The sequence below is a fragment of the Vibrio sp. CJQ_6 genome (assembly GCF_043106745.1).
Lineage (GTDB): Bacteria > Pseudomonadota > Gammaproteobacteria > Enterobacterales > Vibrionaceae > Vibrio > Vibrio furnissii.
In genome coordinates this window covers 520,077-538,358 of the sequence record NZ_JBICMV010000008.1, presented here as the reverse complement: position 1 = coordinate 538,358, position 18,282 = coordinate 520,077, and the positions used below count along the sequence as shown (strand labels likewise).

The 18,282-nt window shown below is 53.5% G+C and carries 20 protein-coding genes; 17 read left to right on the top strand and 3 right to left on the bottom strand.

Annotation, left to right across the window (positions count from 1 at the left end; genetic code table 11):
- Window positions 1-114 precede the first annotated feature (114 nt).
- The 3 genes from ACF8PK_RS04695 to ACF8PK_RS04685 are packed head-to-tail and all read right to left on the bottom strand — an operon-like array spanning window position 115 to window position 2,858.
- A complete protein-coding gene (locus ACF8PK_RS04695) occupies window positions 115-1,356 on the bottom strand; it encodes an NAD(P)/FAD-dependent oxidoreductase (protein ID WP_392440610.1) in 1,242 nt (413 codons plus the stop codon).
- A gap of 11 nt (window positions 1,357-1,367) precedes the next feature.
- Window positions 1,368-2,438: a class I SAM-dependent methyltransferase gene (locus tag ACF8PK_RS04690; RefSeq protein ID WP_004725265.1), complete on the bottom strand. Its 1,071-nt coding sequence runs from the start codon at window positions 2,436-2,438 to the stop codon at window positions 1,368-1,370.
- A 27-nt stretch (window positions 2,439-2,465) separates the two neighbouring features.
- Window positions 2,466-2,858: a hypothetical protein gene (locus tag ACF8PK_RS04685; RefSeq protein WP_041942523.1), complete on the bottom strand. Its 393-nt coding sequence runs from the start codon at window positions 2,856-2,858 to the stop codon at window positions 2,466-2,468.
- Window positions 2,859-2,933: 75 nt separating this feature from the next.
- Here ACF8PK_RS04685 and ACF8PK_RS04680 point away from each other — a divergent pair, with 75 nt between their 5' ends.
- The 17 genes from ACF8PK_RS04680 to ACF8PK_RS04600 are packed head-to-tail and all read left to right on the top strand — an operon-like array spanning window position 2,934 to window position 18,242.
- A complete protein-coding gene (locus ACF8PK_RS04680) occupies window positions 2,934-3,656 on the top strand; it encodes a beta-ketoacyl synthase chain length factor (RefSeq protein WP_392440296.1) in 723 nt (240 codons plus the stop codon).
- On the top strand, window positions 3,653-4,417 hold the full coding sequence (locus ACF8PK_RS04675) for a lysophospholipid acyltransferase family protein (protein ID WP_199251383.1): 765 nt from the start codon (window positions 3,653-3,655) through the stop codon (window positions 4,415-4,417). The genes ACF8PK_RS04680 and ACF8PK_RS04675 overlap by 4 nt, the downstream gene beginning before the upstream one ends.
- Window positions 4,418-4,435: 18 nt before the next feature.
- The gene (locus ACF8PK_RS04670) at window positions 4,436-4,696 is read left to right on the top strand and encodes a phosphopantetheine-binding protein (protein WP_004725258.1); all 261 of its coding nucleotides are present in this window, start codon (window positions 4,436-4,438) and stop codon (window positions 4,694-4,696) included.
- 15 nt (window positions 4,697-4,711) lie between these two features.
- A complete protein-coding gene (locus ACF8PK_RS04665; RefSeq protein WP_004725256.1) occupies window positions 4,712-4,969 on the top strand; it encodes an acyl carrier protein in 258 nt (85 codons plus the stop codon).
- Window positions 4,969-5,529 (top strand): hypothetical protein, encoded by a 561-nt coding sequence (locus tag ACF8PK_RS04660; protein WP_172561477.1) that lies wholly within the window; start codon window positions 4,969-4,971, stop codon window positions 5,527-5,529. The genes ACF8PK_RS04665 and ACF8PK_RS04660 overlap by 1 nt, the downstream gene beginning before the upstream one ends.
- Before the next feature lie 46 nt (window positions 5,530-5,575).
- Complete coding sequence (locus ACF8PK_RS04655) at window positions 5,576-6,961, top strand: AMP-binding protein (protein WP_392440293.1); 1,386 nt, start codon at window positions 5,576-5,578, stop codon at window positions 6,959-6,961.
- Between the two features lie 19 nt (window positions 6,962-6,980).
- On the top strand, window positions 6,981-7,349 hold the full coding sequence (locus tag ACF8PK_RS04650) for a 3-hydroxyacyl-ACP dehydratase (protein WP_172562298.1): 369 nt from the start codon (window positions 6,981-6,983) through the stop codon (window positions 7,347-7,349).
- Entirely contained in the window at window positions 7,342-9,072 is a 1,731-nt protein-coding gene (locus tag ACF8PK_RS04645; RefSeq protein ID WP_392440291.1) for a glycosyltransferase, read from the top strand. The genes ACF8PK_RS04650 and ACF8PK_RS04645 overlap by 8 nt, the downstream gene beginning before the upstream one ends.
- Window positions 9,050-10,594, top strand: coding sequence for a histidine ammonia-lyase (gene hutH / locus ACF8PK_RS04640; protein WP_392440289.1), 1,545 nt, complete (start codon window positions 9,050-9,052; stop codon window positions 10,592-10,594). The genes ACF8PK_RS04645 and hutH overlap by 23 nt, the downstream gene beginning before the upstream one ends.
- Before the next feature lie 16 nt (window positions 10,595-10,610).
- Window positions 10,611-11,057, top strand: a complete 447-nt coding sequence (locus tag ACF8PK_RS04635) for a thioesterase family protein (RefSeq protein ID WP_004725244.1) — start codon at window positions 10,611-10,613, stop codon at window positions 11,055-11,057.
- Complete coding sequence (locus ACF8PK_RS04630) at window positions 11,054-11,686, top strand: outer membrane lipoprotein carrier protein LolA (protein WP_004725242.1); 633 nt, start codon at window positions 11,054-11,056, stop codon at window positions 11,684-11,686. The genes ACF8PK_RS04635 and ACF8PK_RS04630 overlap by 4 nt, the downstream gene beginning before the upstream one ends.
- Before the next feature lie 2 nt (window positions 11,687-11,688).
- Window positions 11,689-14,028: an MMPL family transporter gene (locus ACF8PK_RS04625; protein WP_392440286.1), complete on the top strand. Its 2,340-nt coding sequence runs from the start codon at window positions 11,689-11,691 to the stop codon at window positions 14,026-14,028.
- On the top strand, window positions 14,025-14,639 hold the full coding sequence (locus ACF8PK_RS04620; protein ID WP_004725237.1) for a DUF3261 domain-containing protein: 615 nt from the start codon (window positions 14,025-14,027) through the stop codon (window positions 14,637-14,639). The genes ACF8PK_RS04625 and ACF8PK_RS04620 overlap by 4 nt, the downstream gene beginning before the upstream one ends.
- Before the next feature lie 10 nt (window positions 14,640-14,649).
- A complete protein-coding gene (locus tag ACF8PK_RS04615; RefSeq protein ID WP_392440609.1) occupies window positions 14,650-15,837 on the top strand; it encodes a beta-ketoacyl-[acyl-carrier-protein] synthase family protein in 1,188 nt (395 codons plus the stop codon).
- On the top strand, window positions 15,830-16,294 hold the full coding sequence (locus tag ACF8PK_RS04610) for a hotdog family protein (protein ID WP_004725234.1): 465 nt from the start codon (window positions 15,830-15,832) through the stop codon (window positions 16,292-16,294). The genes ACF8PK_RS04615 and ACF8PK_RS04610 overlap by 8 nt, the downstream gene beginning before the upstream one ends.
- Entirely contained in the window at window positions 16,291-17,016 is a 726-nt protein-coding gene (locus ACF8PK_RS04605; RefSeq protein WP_238821083.1) for a 3-ketoacyl-ACP reductase FabG2, read from the top strand. The genes ACF8PK_RS04610 and ACF8PK_RS04605 overlap by 4 nt, the downstream gene beginning before the upstream one ends.
- On the top strand, window positions 17,013-18,242 hold the full coding sequence (locus ACF8PK_RS04600; protein WP_392440283.1) for a beta-ketoacyl-ACP synthase: 1,230 nt from the start codon (window positions 17,013-17,015) through the stop codon (window positions 18,240-18,242). The genes ACF8PK_RS04605 and ACF8PK_RS04600 overlap by 4 nt, the downstream gene beginning before the upstream one ends.
- Window positions 18,243-18,282 lie beyond the last annotated feature (40 nt).

Genomic DNA, 18,282 nt, shown 5'->3' with positions numbered 1-18,282 from the left:
GTCAGCACTGCACAGTTGCAGCACATCGCCCGCACGGCCAGAGGGAGAAAGGGAAAACAGCAATAAGAAGGAAGTCAGCGCTCACTTGCGATGAATGAGCGCTGCAATCGTGAGTTATTGAGCGTCGCGAATCAATTCAGCCAAGCTGCTTAAACGGCGACGAGAATCTTTCACATAAGGGTTTTTGGTGTCCCACGCATAACCGGCCAGAATCGAACAGATCATCTGCTTAATACGGGCGTTAGGTTTGTCGTAATAGATGACCGCTTGCAGCGAACCGTCGTACCACCCTTCCACATAGGTACGGAACGTGTTCACACCCACCATCAGCGGCTCAGCATAATCTTGCTGCCAATCAACCGCTTCACCGTTCAATTGACGTTGCACGCAGCGCACCGCAAATTGCGCCGATTTCATGGCAATGGTCACGCCAGAAGAAAACACCGGATCCAAAAACTCCCCCGCATTCCCCAGCAGTGCATAATGCGACGTCGCCAAGTGTTTCACGTTTGCCGAATAACCGCGCAGTTCATTGGCAGCGTTCGGGTATTCCGCCTGCTTAAGCAACTGCGCAAGCCCTGGTTCTTCATTCGCCAAGTGTTGCAATGCATTCATTTTGTCTTCTGAATAGCGCTCGAAAAACGCCGGTTCCCCCACCACGCCGAGCGAGCAGGTGCCGTTGGAAAACGGAATCAACCAATACCACACATCGCTGTTTTCCGGATGAACAGAAATCAGGATCTTGTTGCGATCGTACGGCAGCAAGTCGGATTGAATGTGATCCACCACGTGGGTAAAAATCGCTTTGCGTGGCGGCAAGCAGGAGGGTTCTTCCAGCGCCAGTAGTTTGGGCAACACTCGTCCAAAACCACTCGCATCAAGGACGTAATCGGCTTCAACCTGATAGGACACACCGTGTTCATCGGCGATAGTCAGAGACGATTTGGCCCCTTCAAAGGTCACCGCCAGCACTTCATGTTGATAGCGAATCTCGACGCCCTGCGCTGCAGCGCTGTTGGCCAGCACTTGATCAAAGTTGGCGCGTTGAACTTGAAACGTGGTGCCCGGCCCCGGGGTAAATTTGTCGGTAAAATCGAATTCGGTGTAGACCCCTTGTTTGCGAAAGGCCGCCCCATTTTTGAATTGGAAGCCCGCCGCTTGCACCGCTTCAGCCATGCCCGCTTCTTCGATCACTTCCATACATGCGGGAAGCAGGCTTTCACCGATGGAAAAACGCGGGAAGAGCGATTTTTCCACCACCAGCACATCAATGCCCTGTTTGAGCAACAGCGCAGCAGCCGTCGATCCTGACGGTCCTGCGCCGATAATCACCACTTGACGCTGTTGAATATCCATTGTTTTTTCTGTCATTCTGACTTTGCTTTGAGTTTTAATAAGGTATGGCCAAGGCCAATGTTGTCGGTGCGCTCTTCCACCATCAACCCTGCGGCATCCACGATTTCGAGAAAATCATCGCTGCGGTAAAAACGGCTGTTGCCGTTGGCAAGGCAAGTAAAATAGAGCGACGTCGCGTTGAGGCTATATGCAGCCGCATCGTATTTTTGTGCGTCCCAGAACAGCTCAAGCACATAAATCACCGAATCGTCGGTCAATTGTGCGCGAACGCGTTGCAGGATACTGAGAATTTCCATCGGAGAAAAGCAATCAAGGAACTGGCTCATCCACCACACGTCGGCATTCTCTGGTAGCGTTTGCGCTTTGTCTAACATGTTGGCCGGATAAGGATGAATGCGTTGCTCAAAGCCGTGATCGGCGGCATTCCGCATCGCCATCTCCAATTGCTGCGGCAAATCCACAATCGTGACATTCACATCCGCATCATGCTGACAACATTGAATGGCCCATTTCCCCGTGTTCCCGCCAATATCGACCAAATGCTTGGGTTTGTCGGCAAACACGCGTTCCAACAGCACGGGGAATGAACGATCGGAGTAAAAGTGGTCGAACTGGAACCAGCTCTGCTTGGCTTGTTCAGGAAGGCGCGACAACCCTTGGTAAATGGTCTCCCAATCGCCCAGCTCTTTTAGCCCCGCCGGTTTGCCTTCTTCGATGGCTTGTGTCAAATGCATCATCGCTGCGTAACAGACGTCAGCGGTAAAATCCATGTTCGCACGCGTCATACCATCGTGAAGCAAGAAAAAACCGAGATTGGCTAAGCGATAGTTCGGTTTGTTCCACAACACAATATTGGCGCTGATCGCCATGTCCAGCAGGACTTTCACCCCGTATTCCGACACGCTCGTTTGTGTATGAATCTCTTGGGCCGAAAGCCCCGCCTCTCCGGCGTCATCCAACACTTGAAGAATACCGAGATCACGCAGTGTGCGAGCGGTGTGAAACACGATGGGTGCAAAAGAGAGTTTCTGAGCTTCAGTCTTTGCAGCTAAAGCATTAAAGGGGTCTTGTTGTTCAATCACGGGAAAACCTAGCTTTGGTCGACAAAATTATTGCGCAGCCGCCATTTGAGCGAGCTGTTTCTTGATATCCACGTTCAGGTTGTTCACCCAACGGTTATAATTGCGGTGAATGCTATCACCGTCCGCTTTGAGGTTTTCTGACCTAACGTAAAGAATGGCGTAGTATTTTTCATTGTAAGGAATATGAATTTCAGCAAAGTGACTCCGGACGGTAATTTTGGCGTCCAGCACACCGGGTTCCACTTCACTGATGATCCAACCCCGCTGAATGGCTGCTTGAGTGATCGCTAATTTAACCTGATCGCTTTGAAGATTATACGCAACTGGAGTATTCTCCACGTTCAGGATAGGCTGGACTCGGCCACAAGCAACCAATAAAAATGTTAAGAGAACAGAAAGGGTTAATTTAATTGCGGTCATCGCTAGTCCTTATGCCAAATGAGGTCATCGTGTTGGCCATAGTATTTAACCCCATCGACAACAAATCAATCGTTTATGCCAAATCAATTGCAATTCATGTCGTTCAATATTGACGCTTGGTCCGCCAACGCTGCCGGAATCCATCACGGTGATGAATGGAAAGCGTGGAGTCAGACGGGTGTGTGGCCACAAGGTGCCATCGAGACGGGGCTGATTCCTGCGATGATGCGTCGCCGCATGAGCCCGCTCAGCAAACTTGCCGTGCAAACGGCCCTCGCGTTGATGAACGCGCACCGCGTCGATTATCTGGTGTTTGCTAGCCGTCATGGCGAACTGCATCGCAGTGCCGACCTCATCAAAGATATTCTCAACGGTGAAGAAGCATCCCCGATGAGCTTCTCTCAGTCGGTGCACAACACAGCGGCAGGCTTATCGACCATCGCTAGTCATCAAGCCATTCCCGTGACCTCAATTGTTGCCGGAGAAAACACCTTCCACAGCGCGCTGACCGACGCATGGCTTTATCTGAGCGAGCATCCGGATCACCGCGTGCTATTGGTTGATTTTGACCTGCCCTTACCCGAAGCCTATCAAGCGTTTGAAGACAAATGCTTTCACGGCTACGCCTTTGGTGTGATGCTGACAGCGGGCGACACATGGCGCGTGACGCAACAGCCTGCCACAGGCGAGGTGGATGCCCTGCCCCATGGGCTCAGCGTGCTGAAACACTACCTCAAGCAAGATGCCGAATGGTTGATTCAAGGTGAGCGCCATGCGTGGCGATGGCAGCACGCATGAACCGACTGTTTCAATATTACCGAATTCTGGCGACTGGATTCTGCTTTGGTCTGTTTGGCTTGGGCGGCTTGGTGCTCAGCTTTGTCATCATTCCGCTGATTCAGCTCACCACGCCTGATCAAATCCAGCGTGAATATCGAGTCCAACGCGTCATACAAGCCACGTTCAACTTCTTTTGTAAGCTCATGCGCTGCACGCGCGCGATTGATTATCGAATTGAAGGGGCCGAACGCCTCAAACAAGATAAAAACTGTCTGATTGTCGCCAATCACCCCAGCCTCATTGATTACGTGTTGATTGCGTCGCAATTACCGCAATGCGACTGCTTGGTGAAATCGGCCATTTGGTCCAATCCGTTCATGAAACACATCGTCAAAGCCGCCGGTTACATTCCCAATGAAACGCCGGATGATCTGCTGAGCTTGTGTGAAGATCGGTTTGAACGCGGCAACGTGCTACTGGTATTTCCCGAAGGCACCCGCACGACTCCGGGTATCGAATCCAAGTTGCAGCGCGGCGCAGCCCAGATCGCCATTCGCACCGGACGCGATTTGCGCGTGGTGCACATCAGCGTGGTTCCGAGCTTTCTCACCAAAGAGAAAAAGTGGTATCAAGTTCCCGACACGCGTCCGTTTTTCCTGATACAAGTTAAGGATAAAGTTGAGGTCGCGCCCTTTATAGAGCAAACTAATAACCCAACTTCGGCGGCTAGGCGATTAAATCGACATTTAGCTGAAGTGATTTTCCCAGTCGATAAATAACAACAAAAGTAGGTCCCAGTGGAAACACTACACAACGAAATTAAACAATTGATCATTGATGCACTGAATCTGGAAGATATCAGCATTGATGATATTGATACAGAAGCTCCCCTTTTTGGAGATGGTTTAGGTCTGGATTCGATTGATGCGCTTGAGCTTGGCTTGGCAATCAAAAAGAAATACAACATTGTGATTGACGCGGACGACACCAACACTCGCCAACATTTTTCATCCGTCGCCAATCTGGCTCAATACATCTCATCTCAAACCAGTAACTAATTGATAGACATCGCTATGACAGACACAAATAAGCAACACGTATTTGATCAGGTAAAAGAGGCTCTGGTAGAGCTGTTTGAGATCGACGCTGACGACATTCAACCCGACGCGCATCTTTATCAAGACCTGGATCTGGACAGCATTGATGCCGTGGATTTAGTGGTTCATCTGCAAAAAGTGACCGGCAAAAAAATCAAACCGGAAGAGTTCAAAGCCGTACGCACCGTCGATGACGTGGTGGAAGCGGTCAGCGAACTGCTGAAGGACGCCTAATGCGCCAATTGCTGACAGCCCTGTCTGCAATTGTTCTGCTCGCTTATCCGTTCGCGGTCTATTATGGCATCGACAAATTCGGCTTAAGTGTCATTGGGCTGTTACTTGCTGTGATGTTTGCGCTACGCATCATCACAGCGAACCGAACCAAACTAAAAGAATTCAAACAGTTAGCCGCAATGAGTGGTCTGATTGGGATCACATTGATTGTGTTGGGCATGGTGTTTCGCCAAGAAGGGTGGCTGATGTTCTACCCGGTGGCGGTCAACGCCTGCATGTTGGTGTTTTTCGCGGCAAGCCTCAAACAACCCCAAACCCTCATTGAACGTCTGGCCCGTTTACACGAACCGGATTTACCGGAAAGCGGCGTGCGTTACACACGAAAAGTGACACAAGTCTGGTGTCTGTTTTTCCTGTTCAACGCCATCACAGCACTGTATACCTGCTTTCTGCCGATGGAAATTTGGACACTGTACAACGGTCTAATCAGTTACTGCTTGGCCGGATCGCTGTTTGCCATTGAATGGCTGGTTCGCCGCGCTGTTCGCCAACACGATTGAACGCCAAGCGTTCGCCTGATGAACTGTTCGCAAGGACTGAAACACCATGAATCACAGCAACACGCCGTTTTGTTCCCTGTCGCATCTACTACTTGCGCCCCGTGACGATCACGTGGTGGCTTTTCAAGGGGATGAATGCATTCACTGGCCGCAGTTTGTGCAGGATGTGAGTGATTACACACATCACCTCAAACGCCTCCCACAACACAACATTGCACTGTGCGCACGTGACAGTTACTGGTTTGCGGTCGGATTTTTCGCGTTGTGCCACAGCGATAAATCGATCGTACTGCCGGGCAACTATCAACCGCAGGCGTTAGCGGAATTAAGTACCCACTTCGACCTAGTGTTGCACGACCGCGAGCTCGATGCGGTTGCCGATTGTCCCAATCTCGAATTGGGCATGGCGATGCAACCCGCGCCGCAGGTGGACTTTGCACCACTTGAACTCGAGACCACCAGCGTGACCCTGTTTACATCAGGTTCCAGCGGCGTTCCCAAAGCCATTCGTAAAACCCTGCGCCAACTCGATGTTGAGGTCAGTATTTTGCAATCCTTGTGGGGCGAGGCGCTCACAGGCTGTCGCATTGAAGCCACCGTTTCCCATCAGCACATTTATGGCTTGCTGTTTCGTTTGCTGTGGCCGCTGAGCGCAGCGCGTCCGTTTGCGCGCCACAATCTGGAGTTTCCCGAACAAGTGAGCGCTCACGCAGGCGACGATGTGGCACTCATCAGCAGCCCGGCACTCCTCAAACGCTTGTCTGAAGAGCATCAGGCCAAAGCGCTGCGTCTCGCTTTTTCATCCGGCGGCCCTCTGCCCCACTCTGCGGCTGTCCACGCCAACGACCTGTTTGGCTCGTTGCCCGTCGAAGTGTTTGGCAGTACAGAAACTGGCGGCATCGCCCATCGCCAGCAAGTGACGCCACAGACCCCTTGGCAACTCTTCCCCCGTGTGCAAGCCACGCTTAACCAAGAGAACTGCCTACGCCTGTGTTCTGCTCACGTGGATCCCCAAGGTTGGTATCAAACCGCCGATGAATGCGAATTTGTTGACGAGCGCCGATTTGTACTCAAAGGCCGCACCGATCGCATCATTAAAGTGGAAGAAAAACGCGTTTCACTGGTTGAAGTGGAAAAGCGCGCCGAGCAGCTCAGCGTGATTGAAGAATGTGCGGTGATTCCCGCTACTGAAGGCAATCGCACCGTGTTGTTGGCCGCCATTGTATTGACCGAGCAAGGCAAACAGCGAATTGAAATGCTAGGCAAAGGCAAATTTTGGCTGCAGCTACGCAACGAACTGCGCCAATGGCTCGAGCCGATTGCGGTGCCTCGCCGTTTTCGCATCGTCACGGAAATTCCGCTCAACAGTCAGGGCAAACGCCAAAATACCGAAATCGAACGCCTGTTTCACGCAACGCCAATCAGCGACTAACGAACTCAACACGATCATGATGACCAAAAGAAAACCGACGTTACTGGCCACCGACATTCACCCCTCGCAGGCAACATTATCATTGCGAGTGGACGCCGATATTCTTGATTTTTCAGGGCACTTTCCAAACTTCGCCTTACTGCCCGGCGTCACCCAAATCGATTGGGCGATTTTCTACGCCAATCAATACCTCGCTACGCCCACCCAATTTAAAGGCATGGAAGTGATTAAGTTTCAGGAACCCATTTTACCCGACATGACGGTAGCGCTTGTCCTCAACTGGGACGCTGATAAACAGAAGCTGGCGTTTCAGTACCGTTCCGAGCGCGATGGCAACCCGGTGGTGCATGCCTCTGGCAAAATGAAACTGGGAGAACGCAGTGACTGAACCTTCTCTGACCGCGGCTTATCATCCGTGCTTTTTGATTCCTTGCTACAACCACGGCGCGACTGTGGCGGCCGTGATCGATGCGCTTGCTCCTTTCGATTTTCCGGTGTTGCTGGTCGATGACGGCAGCAACGCGGAAACCAAAGCGGCCCTGCATGACGCCGCGCAGCGCGACAACGTGCATCTGCTGACGCTACCAGTCAATCAAGGCAAAGGCGGCGCGGTGATGGCGGGTATTCGCCAAGCCCACTGGCTTGGTTTTAGCCACGTGATTCAGATTGATGCCGACGGCCAGCATGACATCGATGCGCTGCCCAAACTGATTGATGCATCGCAAGGCAACCCACAACACCTCATCTCCGGCCAACCGGTGTATGACGACAGTGTTCCCAAAGCGCGCCTTTATGGCCGCTACGCCACCCATATTTGGGTATGGATAGAAACGCTGTCGTTTGCCATCAAAGACAGCATGTGCGGTTTCCGTGCCTATCCGGTCGCCAAAACGGTCGAGGTACTTAACCACTTTGACATCGGCAGTCGCATGGATTTCGACATTGAAATTCTGGTGCGCATGTATTGGCAAGGGGTTGAGATTGATTTCGTCGACACCCGGGTGATCTACCCAGAAGGCGGCATTTCCCACTTCGATGCGCTGTGGGACAACGTCAAAATCAGTTGGATGCACACGCGATTGTTCTTTGGCATGCTGCCAAGAATCCCGGCATTACTGATGAGAAAAAGTCACAGCCCAACCCGCCGCGATGCGCACTGGTCAAAACGTCAGGAGCGCGGCACGGTGCTGGGCATTCAAACGTTGATGTGGGTTTATCGCCTACTCGGCCGCCGCGCGTTTCAACTGATACTCAAAGTGGTGATGGCCTATTACTACCTCACTGGCAAACAAGCGCGCAGCGCGTCTGAGCACTACCTTGCGCAGCTGACAGACTACGCCAAGAGTCAGCACATTCCCCTGCCAAGCAAGCTGACCAGCTACCGCCATTTGCTTTCGTTTGGCGAAACCATGCTGGATAAATTGGCCGCGTGGCGGGGCGACTTTAGTGCCGATAACCTGACCATTCATGGTCAGGAGCAGTTTCAATCGATGGTTGAACAAAAACAAGGCGTGCTGTTGTTGGGCTCGCATCTCGGCAACATCGAATTGTGCCGCGCGCTTGGCCGTCGTCACGCTCACATCAAAATCAACGCGTTGGTGTTTACCGAACACGCCGAACGCTTCAATGCAGTGATGAAAGCGGTCAACCCCAAATCAGAGCTCAACCTGATGCAAGTCTCCACACTTGGCCCAGACACCGCGATTTTGTTGCAACAGAAAATCGAACAGGGCGAATGGGTGGTAATTGTGGGCGATCGCACCTCCACCAGCAAAGAAAATCGCGTGGTGTGGGCGGATTTCCTTGGTCAACCGGCGCCCTTTCCACAAGGGCCATTCATGCTGGCCTCGGTGTTGAAAGCACCGGTGTATCTGCTGTTTGGCCTGCGTGATGACACGCAAGCCACGCCGCATTTTGACGTTTATTTCGAGCATTTTAGCGACGGTATTGCACTGCCCCGCGCGCAGCGCCAAGCCGCGCTGCAAGGCGTGGTACAACGCTATGCCGATCGCCTGCAACACCACACTTTGAATGCACCGCTACAGTGGTACAATTTTTTCAACTTTTGGACATTAAGCACACAACACCATGACGATGAACAACAACAATAAAATCCGCTTTGGCGCAGAGCGCCTGACCATCGAAGATGTGGTCGCCATCGCCAACGGCGCGCAGGCGGCAATGAACGATTCAGAGGCTTATAAAGCACGCATCGATCGCGGTGTCGCGTTTCTTGAGCGACTGCTGAAAGAAGAAGGAGTCATTTATGGCGTCACCACTGGCTATGGCGATTCGTGCACCGTGGCGATTCCACCCAGTTTGGTGGACGATTTGCCGCTAAACCTGACACGTTTCCACGGGTGTGGTTTGGGCGACATCTTGACCCACGAGCAGTCACGTGCCGTGCTGGCGACGCGCCTGTGTTCGCTGGCGCAAGGTGTGTCGGGCGTGTCGCACGACGTCCTTGACCAACTGATCAATTTAATTAATTTTGATATCGCACCGCGCATTCCTCAAGAAGGTTCGGTCGGTGCCAGTGGCGATTTAACGCCACTCTCTTACGTCGCTGCCACCCTGATTGGGGAGCGCGAAGTGCTGTACAAAGGGCAACTGCGCGACACGCGCGATGTGTTTGCCGAACTGGGCATCACGCCCATTCAGCTCAAACCGAAAGAAGGTCTGGCCCTAATGAACGGCACGTCGGTGATGACCGCGCTGGCTTGCTTGGCTTACAAACGTGCCGAGTATCTGGCGCAGCTCTCAACCAAGATCACCGCCTTGGTGTCGGTGGGCATGCATGGCAACGACTTTCACTTTGATGAAGCGCTGTTTGCGGTTAAACCACATCCAGGCCAGCAACAAATCGCGGCATGGTTGCGCGATGATTTGCAAGCCGATTGTCCGCCACGTAACAGCGACCGTTTGCAAGATCGTTACTCGCTGCGCTGCGCACCACACGTGATTGGCACCGTACAAGATGCCCTGCCGTGGCTGCGTCAGTTGATTGAAAATGAACTCAACAGCGCCAACGACAACCCAATTATCGATGGCGATAACGAACGTGTGCTGCATGGCGGTCACTTCTACGGCGGCCACATTGCGATGGCGATGGACACACTGAAAACGGGTGTGGCGAACTTGGCCGATCTGCTCGATCGTCAAATGGCGCAATTGATGGACTACAAGTTCAACAACGGTCTGCCGTTTAACCTCACGGGCGCAGAAGGCGCGCGCAAACCGATTAACCACGGCTTTAAAGCGGTGCAAATTGGTATCTCGGCTTGGACCGCAGAAGCATTGAAGCATACCATGCCAGCCAGCGTGTTCTCCCGCTCCACCGAGTGCCACAACCAAGATAAAGTGAGTATGGGCACCATCGCCGCACGCGACTGTTTACGTGTGCTGCAATTGACCGAACAGGTGGCGGCGGCTTCACTACTGGCGGCAACCCAAGCGATTGAGCTGCGCAAACGCCACAACGAACTGGATGAACAGCACATGAGCCACAGCCTCAAGCAGATGGTGGATGCGGTGCAAAGTGAGTTCGATTTTGTGGTTGAAGATCGCCCACTGGAAGCGGATCTCCGTTTGTTCATTGAACGCATTCAGGCCCAACACTGGACCTTGTATTAATCGAGAAGGAGAAAGTATGAGTGATGTCACTTTCCCGCTGGAAACTGAGGTGACGTTGGTCACCTCCTTTCAGGACGCGGATCCCATGGGCGTGATCTACCACGGCAACTACTTCCGCTATTTCGAAGAAGCCCGTCGCGAACTGCTCGACAAAATTGCCTATGGTTATTTAGCGATGAACGATTCCGGCTACATGTGGCCGGTGATTGATGCGCACGTCAAGTACGTCAAAGCCATTCCGTTCAATCACTCGATTCGCATTCATGCTCGCTTAACCGAATGGGAAAACCGCTTGCGGATTGATTACGTGATTTTCGATGCCCAAAGCGGCAAGCGCATGTGTAAAGCGCACACCACGCAAGTGGCGGTGGAACGAGACACGCAAGACATGTGTTTTGTCTCACCGACCATTTTCACGGACAAAGTGACGCACTGGCACCAAACCGGAGAATGTCTGCAATGATGACTCGATTCGCGCAACGCCTATGGGCGTTGCTGGCGCTGTGCATCATCAGCGTATGCACGCCTGCCATGGCGCAGGTTACCGATTTAGCGTCGCTACAAACGCAGTTGCAACGCTTCGACATCGTGCGCGGCGACTTCACCCAAACTCGAAAAATTGACATGTTTGCCGAGCCGCTGTCGTCGCAAGGGACGTTTCTGCTCGATAAAGCGCACGGTCTGCTGTGGCAACAAACCACGCCATTTCCAGTCAATTTGGTGCTGACACAAGACAAATTGCGTCAAACCTTTGCCGGTCAAACACCGCATACCATTACCGCGCAGGAAAATCCCATGGCGTTCTATTTCAGCCATATTTTTTTGTCCGTGTTTCACGGCGATACCGAGCAGCTTACCAACGAGTTTGCACTCGATTTCTCCGAGCAGAATGGCCACTGGACGCTGGTGCTCACGCCCAAAGGCGCGCCATTGAACGCGGTGTTTCAACACATTACCTTGCAAGGTCAGGACGATATCGATGTGTTGTCCTTGCAAGAGGTTCGCGGCGACAAAACAGAAATTCAGTTCAGCGCTCAAACCCACGAACCATCCACATTAAGCCCCGCTGAACAAGCGCAGTTTGAGTTTTAATCATGCCAACAGTGTCCCCTTCTCGTTCGGCTCCTTCATCGCGCCTTGCCTTGTTATGGCTGGCGCTGGTGTTGCTGGCCATGGCGCTGCTCGTCAAGCAATGGGCGTTTTCGACCAGCTCACCGATTGAAACCGACATCATGAAACTGCTGCCACAATCGCGCCAGAACCCACTGGCGCAAGCGGCATTTGATAAAGTCACCGACAGCATGAGCGATAAAGTCGCCTTTGTGCTTACCGGCCCCGATACCACCGCCCTGTTTGATGCAGCACGTACGCTGGAAAGTCACCTGCACCAAACGCGCGAATTTACCCACGTGACCGGCCAAATTGATGCCACCCAACAACAAGCGTGGGGACGCTATTATTTCCAACACCGCTTTCAGTTTCTGACGGATGCACAGCGCGAACGTCTTCGCCAAGCCCCTGAACAGCAAGTGCAGCACGTGATTCAGGCGCTCTACAACCCGTTTTCAGGCGTCACCGGACAAGAGCTTGCCAGCGACCCGTTTTTGCTGTTTCGTGATTATCTGAGTCATCTCAATCAGTTGTCGACCCAATTTCAGTTGCAGCAAGGGTTTCTTACCACCCAAAACGCAGGGCAAACCTACATTCTGATGACGGCCGCGTTGACCGACTCCCCCTACAGCCTGCAAGCGCAGCAAGTGGTGAGCCAAATCAACCAATGGCAACAAACGCTCACGCAGCAATTTAATGTCGAGATGGCGTACACCGGCGTGGTGTTTTACGCCGACTTTGGCACCCGCAGCGCCAAATCGGAAATCAGCACCATCGGCAGCGTGTCGTTGCTCGGCATCGTGCTGCTGGTCATGTTGGTGTTTCGCAGCGCTGCGCCACTGTTGCTGGCGTTATTATCGGTGTCAGTCGGGTTATTGGTTGCGCTGGCCACCACCACGTTGATCTTTGGCAAAGTGCATCTGTTTAGCTTGGTGTTTGGCGCGAGTTTGATTGGTGTGTCTATCGACTACGCGTTCCATTATCTGACCGACCGCTTGGCGGCTGGCCGCCACTGGGACAGCGTCGTGGGGCTCAAACACATTCTTGCCGCAATTACGTTGGGATTAATCACCAGTTTAATCGGCTACTTAGGCTTACTGGTTGCGCCGTTCCCCGGCCTGCAACAACTGGCGCTGTTTTCTGCCATTGGGTTATTGGCAGCCTACGCTACCGTGGTGAGTTGGTATCCGCTGCTGGCACGTGCGCCGACGCCATCTCGTCATCTGCCTGCGCTGGCATTGCTGAGTCGATGGCTCGATTGGTGGCAACATCGCCCGCTGCGTATCACGCTGCCATCAACGCTGCTGGTGCTCAGTGCCATTGCGCTGACTCAGGTGCACTACGATGACGACATTCGTCAACTGCAAGCGATGCCGCAAGCGCTCAAACAGCAAGAGGCTTTGGTCAGCCAAGTCACCGGCATGAATTCATCACAGCAGATGTTGGTGGTGTCGGCGGCAGATGACGAAGCCTTGATGCAAAAACTCGAACAACTCGACACCACCCTACGCGCATGGCAGCAGGATCAAGTGTTACAAGGCTACCAAAGCCTGCATCACTATGTGGCGTCACAACAGCGCCAGCAAAGTGATTTCGCCTTGGTTGAGCAGCTCTATCAGCATCATGCGCCGCAGTTGACTCAGCGCCTGAAACTGGCGCATCAACCGACGTTGAGCGACCCATTACAGCCCGTGTCGTTACACGATTATCTTAACGCCAGCGTGTCCGAACCGGTGCGGTTTCTCTACTTGGGCCATGTGGGCGATGCGGTGGCATCAGTGGTGATGCTCAAAGGCGTTGAGCAGGCCGATGTGATTCAGCAATTTGCCAACCAGGATGCGCAGCTCGCCTACCTCGACAAAGCGGCGGAAATTTCTCAACTGTTTGGCGAATACCGCGGTAAAGTCATGGAACTGTTGGCGGCAGCCTTGGCGGGGATTGCACTGCTGTTGGTCTGGCGTTATCGCTGGCAACACGCGCTGCGAATTCTGTTCCCGTGCGTGATTGCGTGCATGGTTGGCCTCGCTGTGACCGTGATGACCGGTTCAGCGCTCAACTTGTTTAACCTGCTGGCTTTGGTGTTGGTGATTGGTATCGGCATCGACTACACGCTGTTCTTTGCCGAGCAAGCGCGCAGTCACAGCACGTTACTGGCGATCACCCTCTCGGCCACCACCACGTTGTTGTCGTTTGGCCTTCTGGCCCTGAGCCAGACGCACGCCATTCACAGCTTTGGGGTAACGACGTTAAGTGGTATTTTTGTGGCTTGGTTGCTGTCACCTTTGGCGATTCAACCCTCTCATTTATCGGAGCATGACGCATGAAATGGTTCTTCACCGCGTGCATCAGCCTATGGCTGACGGCTTGTAGTTTGCAGCCTCACACCCGCACCACTGAGGTCGAAATCGGCCCTGATGTCTGGGCGGCACTGCCAAAGCCGTCGCAACTTGGTCAATCGTTGACGGCCAGCCAACTCATTTCTGCCCGCTGGCAGGATGAACATGGCAACGTGCAAAGCCAACAGTTGCCCGTGCAACTGCAAGTGAGCGATCAGCAGGTACTGCTTGCGGGGTTTTCATCGTGGGGAACGCGTATTCTTTCGCTGGACTACGACGGGGATCAAATCCAAACTCAAGTCCTTTCTGGGTTAGAAAATAGCCTGCCCAAGCCAGAACAGGTACTATTTAACCTGATGATCACGCTCTGGCCGCGAAATGCTTGGGAAGCCCCATTAAATCAGGTAAGGTGGCGAATGATTGATGAGGCGAATCAGCGCCTCGTCATCAATGAACACGGTGAAACCATTCTGGCTATCACCTACGCTGGCGACACACCGCTCAGTGGTGACATTCAGTTTAAAAATCTGCCTCTGAATTACGACATCACGATTCAGACGCTGACGCTTCAATCCACACCAACCGCAGCACAACAGTAGATAAGCCATGATGAATTCGCATGCTTCGTTTCCAATTTTCATTCATGACTGTGGCTTTCACTCCGCAATGGGATGTGAAACCGCACAAATTCACAGCACGCTGGCCAGTGGCCATGGCGCGCACATGCTGCGCGACGACACCATCCTCAACACTGGTACCGCCACCATTATTGGTCGCGTGACCGAATCTCTGCCCGAGATTCCCGTCACATTGGCACGTCACGCGTCGCGCAATAACCAACTGGCGCTGTCAGCGTTACAGCAAATCGAAGCCAGTGTGCGCCATGCCATCACGCGCTTTGGCGCCGACCGCATTGCCGTGATTGTCGGCACCAGCACCTCAGGGATCTCAGACGGCGAACACGCCTACGCGCAGAAACTCGACCAAGGCGATTTCCCTGCTGATTATCACTATCGTAAACAAGAACTCGGCAACACCAGCGATTTTATTGCCGATTACTTTGGGATTACCGGCCCGTGCTACGCTATTTCGACCGCGTGTTCCTCCAGCGGCCGCGTGTTTATCAGCGCCAAGCGCATGCTCAAAGCCGGCTTGGTTGAAGCGGTGATTGTCGGTGGCGCCGACACCATCTGCAAACTCACGCTCAACGGGTTTAACGGGTTGGAAGCGCTGTCGAACACACTCTGCCAGCCCTTCAGCGCGGATCGCAATGGTATCAACATCGGCGAAGCGGCCGCGTTGATGCTGCTCAGCCGCGAGCCCAGCAACATCGCCTTGCTTGGCGTGGGCGACAGCTCCGACGCGCACCATATTTCTGCGCCGCACCCTGAAGGCCTCGGCGCGTATGAGGCGATGCAAAAAGCGCTGACCGATGCCGGTTTAACGCCACAGGACATTGGTTACATCAACGCCCATGGCACCGCGACACCGCTGAACGACAGCATGGAGAGCAAAGCGATATTCCGTTTGTTTGGCGACGGCGTGCCAGTGAGTTCCACCAAGCCGCTCACCGGCCACACGCTGGGCACAGCCAGCGCAACGGAAGCGGCCATCGCTTGGCACATCTTGCGTTACGATTTGCCGCTCCCCAAACAGCGTTGCCAAAACAAAGCGCCAGACATTGCCATCACCTTGGTGGAGTCTGACCAAACGCTGCAAGGAAAAGCCATTTTAAGTAACTCGTTTGCCTTTGGAGGCAACAATATCAGTTTGATTTTTGGATACGTCAATGCGTGAATACCCAGCCATAGAGCAACTGCTTCCCCACGCCAGACCCATGATTCTGGTCGATCGCGCGCTCACCATCGGTGCGGAGTCGATTCATTGTCAGGTCGACATCGGCGATCACCTGATGTTTTTTGATCAGGCGACGCAAACCATTCCAGCTTATGTCGGTATTGAGTTTATGGCTCAATCCATCGCTGCGTGGTCCGGTTTCCATGCCCTTGAAAAAGGAACCGAACCACCGATCGGATTTCTGCTCGGCAGTCGCCGTTACCAAGCAGAGTGCGATCATTTTTCTCAGGGACAAACGTTGGATATTCATGCCGAGCAAGTCATGGAAGATCACGGCATGGCCGTGTTCTCAGCTCGTCTTGAGTATCAGGGTCAGTTAGTGGCACAGTGCCAGCTTAATGTGTACGTGCCATCAGAAGAAAAATTACAAGAAATGAAAATCAGGAGTCACGCATGACCCGACAAGTTCTCGTCACCGGCGCCAGTAAAGGCATCGGCAAGGCCATTGCAATTCAGTTGGCAAAGGATGGCTTTACTATCGTTGTCCATTACATGGGCGATGAAAAAGGCGCACAAGACACGCTCGACACCATTTTTCAAAACGGCGGACAGGGCCGTTTGATCCAATTTGATATCAGTGATCGCGCCATGTGTCGCCACAAAATTGAACTCGACATTGAACAACACGGCGCCTACTACGGTGTGGTGAACAATGCCGGCATCACCCGGGACACCGCCTTCCCGGCCATGACCGAAGAAGAGTGGGATGGCGTGATCCACACCAACCTCGACAGCTTCTACAACGTGCTCCACCCGTGCGTGATGCCGATGGTGCAACTGCGCAAAGGGGGCCGCATCGTCACGCTGGCTTCCGTATCCGGCATCATGGGTAACCGCGGTCAAACCAACTACAGCGCTGCAAAAGCGGGCGTCATTGGCGCGACCAAAGCACTGGCATTGGAGCTGGCGAAGCGTAAAATCACCGTCAACTGTGTCGCGCCGGGCCTGATTGATACCGGCATGATCGACGATCACGTCAAAGAGCACGCCCTACCTCAAGTACCGCTGCGCCGCATGGGTGAACCCGAAGAAGTGGCCGGTTTGGTGAGCTACTTGATGTCGGATATTGCGGGTTACGTCACCCGTCAGGTTATTTCAGTCAATGGAGGTCTGCTATGAGCCGTCGCGTTGTTGTCACCGGGATGTCCGGTATTACTGCTTTCGGGAACGATTGGCACACCATTGAACCCAAGCTGCGTGATTGCCAAAACGCCACGCAGTACATGCCAAGCTACGAACAATATGAAGGGTTGAACACCAAACTGGCCGCGCCAGTGATGGGCTTCGAACTGCCCAAACATTACAAGCGCAAACAGGTACGGGGCATGGGCCGCGTCTCGCAACTGGCCACCGTCGCAACTGAAAACGCGCTAATGCAAGCTGGATTGATTGGTCACGACGTATTAACCAACGGTGAAACCGGCATCGCCTATGGCTCGTCTACCGGCAGCACCGACGCCATTGGCGCCTTTGGGGTGATGCTGAATGAGAAAACCACCAAAGCGATTACCGCCACCACGTACGTGCAGATGATGCCGCACACGGCCGCGGTGAACGTTGGCTTGTTTTTCGGCCTGCGCGGTCGTGTGATTCCCACCAGCAGCGCTTGTACTTCTGGCAGTCAGGCGATTGGTTATGCGTACGAAGCGATCAAACATGGCTACCAAACCGTGATGGTCGCAGGCGGCGGCGAAGAGCTGTGCCCAACCGAGTCGGCAGTGTTTGATACCCTATTTGCCACAAGCCTGCGCAATGACGCCCCCAAAACCACACCGCGCCCATACGACAGCGAGCGCGATGGCTTGGTGATTGGTGAAGGCGCTGGTACATTGGTGCTGGAAGAATATGAACACGCCAAAGCGCGCGGCGCAAAAATTTATGCCGAAATCATTGGTTTTGCCAGCAACTGCGATGCAGCGCATGTCACCCAGCCGCAAATGGAAACCATGCAGATCTGCATGGAGATGGCGCTGCGTGATGCGCAATTGGATCCGGCCAAAATCGGTTATGTGTCGGCACACGGCACCGCCACCGACCGCGGTGACATTGCCGAGAGTAACGCCACCGCAAACGCGCTGGGCAAGGTGCCCATCAGCTCATTGAAAAGTTACTTTGGCCACACGTTGGGCGCATGCGGCGCAATTGAAGCATGGTTAAGCCTTGAGATGATGCACACGGGTTGGTTCCACCCCACGCTCAATCTCGACCATCTGGATCCGCAGTGCGGCGATCTAGACTACATCACCGGCAGCGGCCGCGAGATGAACGTCGATTACGTCATGAGCAACAACTTTGCGTTTGGCGGCATCAACACCTCGATCATCTTTAAACGCCACACCGAATAACGCCGATAGCGCACTCGCCAATGGTCAAAAGCCGTCCCTC

Coding starts and splice junctions, on each gene's coding strand:
- ACF8PK_RS04695 (WP_392440610.1), bottom strand. CDS start 1,356: ATGGATATTCAACAGCGTCAAGTGGTGATTATCGGCGCAGGACCGTCA.
- ACF8PK_RS04685 (WP_041942523.1), bottom strand. CDS start 2,858: ATGACCGCAATTAAATTAACCCTTTCTGTTCTCTTAACATTTTTATTG.
- ACF8PK_RS04680 (WP_392440296.1), top strand. CDS start 2,934: ATGCCAAATCAATTGCAATTCATGTCGTTCAATATTGACGCTTGGTCC.
- ACF8PK_RS04675 (WP_199251383.1), top strand. CDS start 3,653: ATGAACCGACTGTTTCAATATTACCGAATTCTGGCGACTGGATTCTGC.
- ACF8PK_RS04665 (WP_004725256.1), top strand. CDS start 4,712: ATGACAGACACAAATAAGCAACACGTATTTGATCAGGTAAAAGAGGCT.
- ACF8PK_RS04660 (WP_172561477.1), top strand. CDS start 4,969: ATGCGCCAATTGCTGACAGCCCTGTCTGCAATTGTTCTGCTCGCTTAT.
- ACF8PK_RS04655 (WP_392440293.1), top strand. CDS start 5,576: ATGAATCACAGCAACACGCCGTTTTGTTCCCTGTCGCATCTACTACTT.
- ACF8PK_RS04650 (WP_172562298.1), top strand. CDS start 6,981: ATGACCAAAAGAAAACCGACGTTACTGGCCACCGACATTCACCCCTCG.
- hutH (WP_392440289.1), top strand. CDS start 9,050: ATGACGATGAACAACAACAATAAAATCCGCTTTGGCGCAGAGCGCCTG.
- ACF8PK_RS04635 (WP_004725244.1), top strand. CDS start 10,611: ATGAGTGATGTCACTTTCCCGCTGGAAACTGAGGTGACGTTGGTCACC.
- ACF8PK_RS04630 (WP_004725242.1), top strand. CDS start 11,054: ATGATGACTCGATTCGCGCAACGCCTATGGGCGTTGCTGGCGCTGTGC.
- ACF8PK_RS04625 (WP_392440286.1), top strand. CDS start 11,689: ATGCCAACAGTGTCCCCTTCTCGTTCGGCTCCTTCATCGCGCCTTGCC.
- ACF8PK_RS04620 (WP_004725237.1), top strand. CDS start 14,025: ATGAAATGGTTCTTCACCGCGTGCATCAGCCTATGGCTGACGGCTTGT.
- ACF8PK_RS04615 (WP_392440609.1), top strand. CDS start 14,650: ATGAATTCGCATGCTTCGTTTCCAATTTTCATTCATGACTGTGGCTTT.
- ACF8PK_RS04610 (WP_004725234.1), top strand. CDS start 15,830: ATGCGTGAATACCCAGCCATAGAGCAACTGCTTCCCCACGCCAGACCC.
- ACF8PK_RS04605 (WP_238821083.1), top strand. CDS start 16,291: ATGACCCGACAAGTTCTCGTCACCGGCGCCAGTAAAGGCATCGGCAAG.
- ACF8PK_RS04600 (WP_392440283.1), top strand. CDS start 17,013: ATGAGCCGTCGCGTTGTTGTCACCGGGATGTCCGGTATTACTGCTTTC.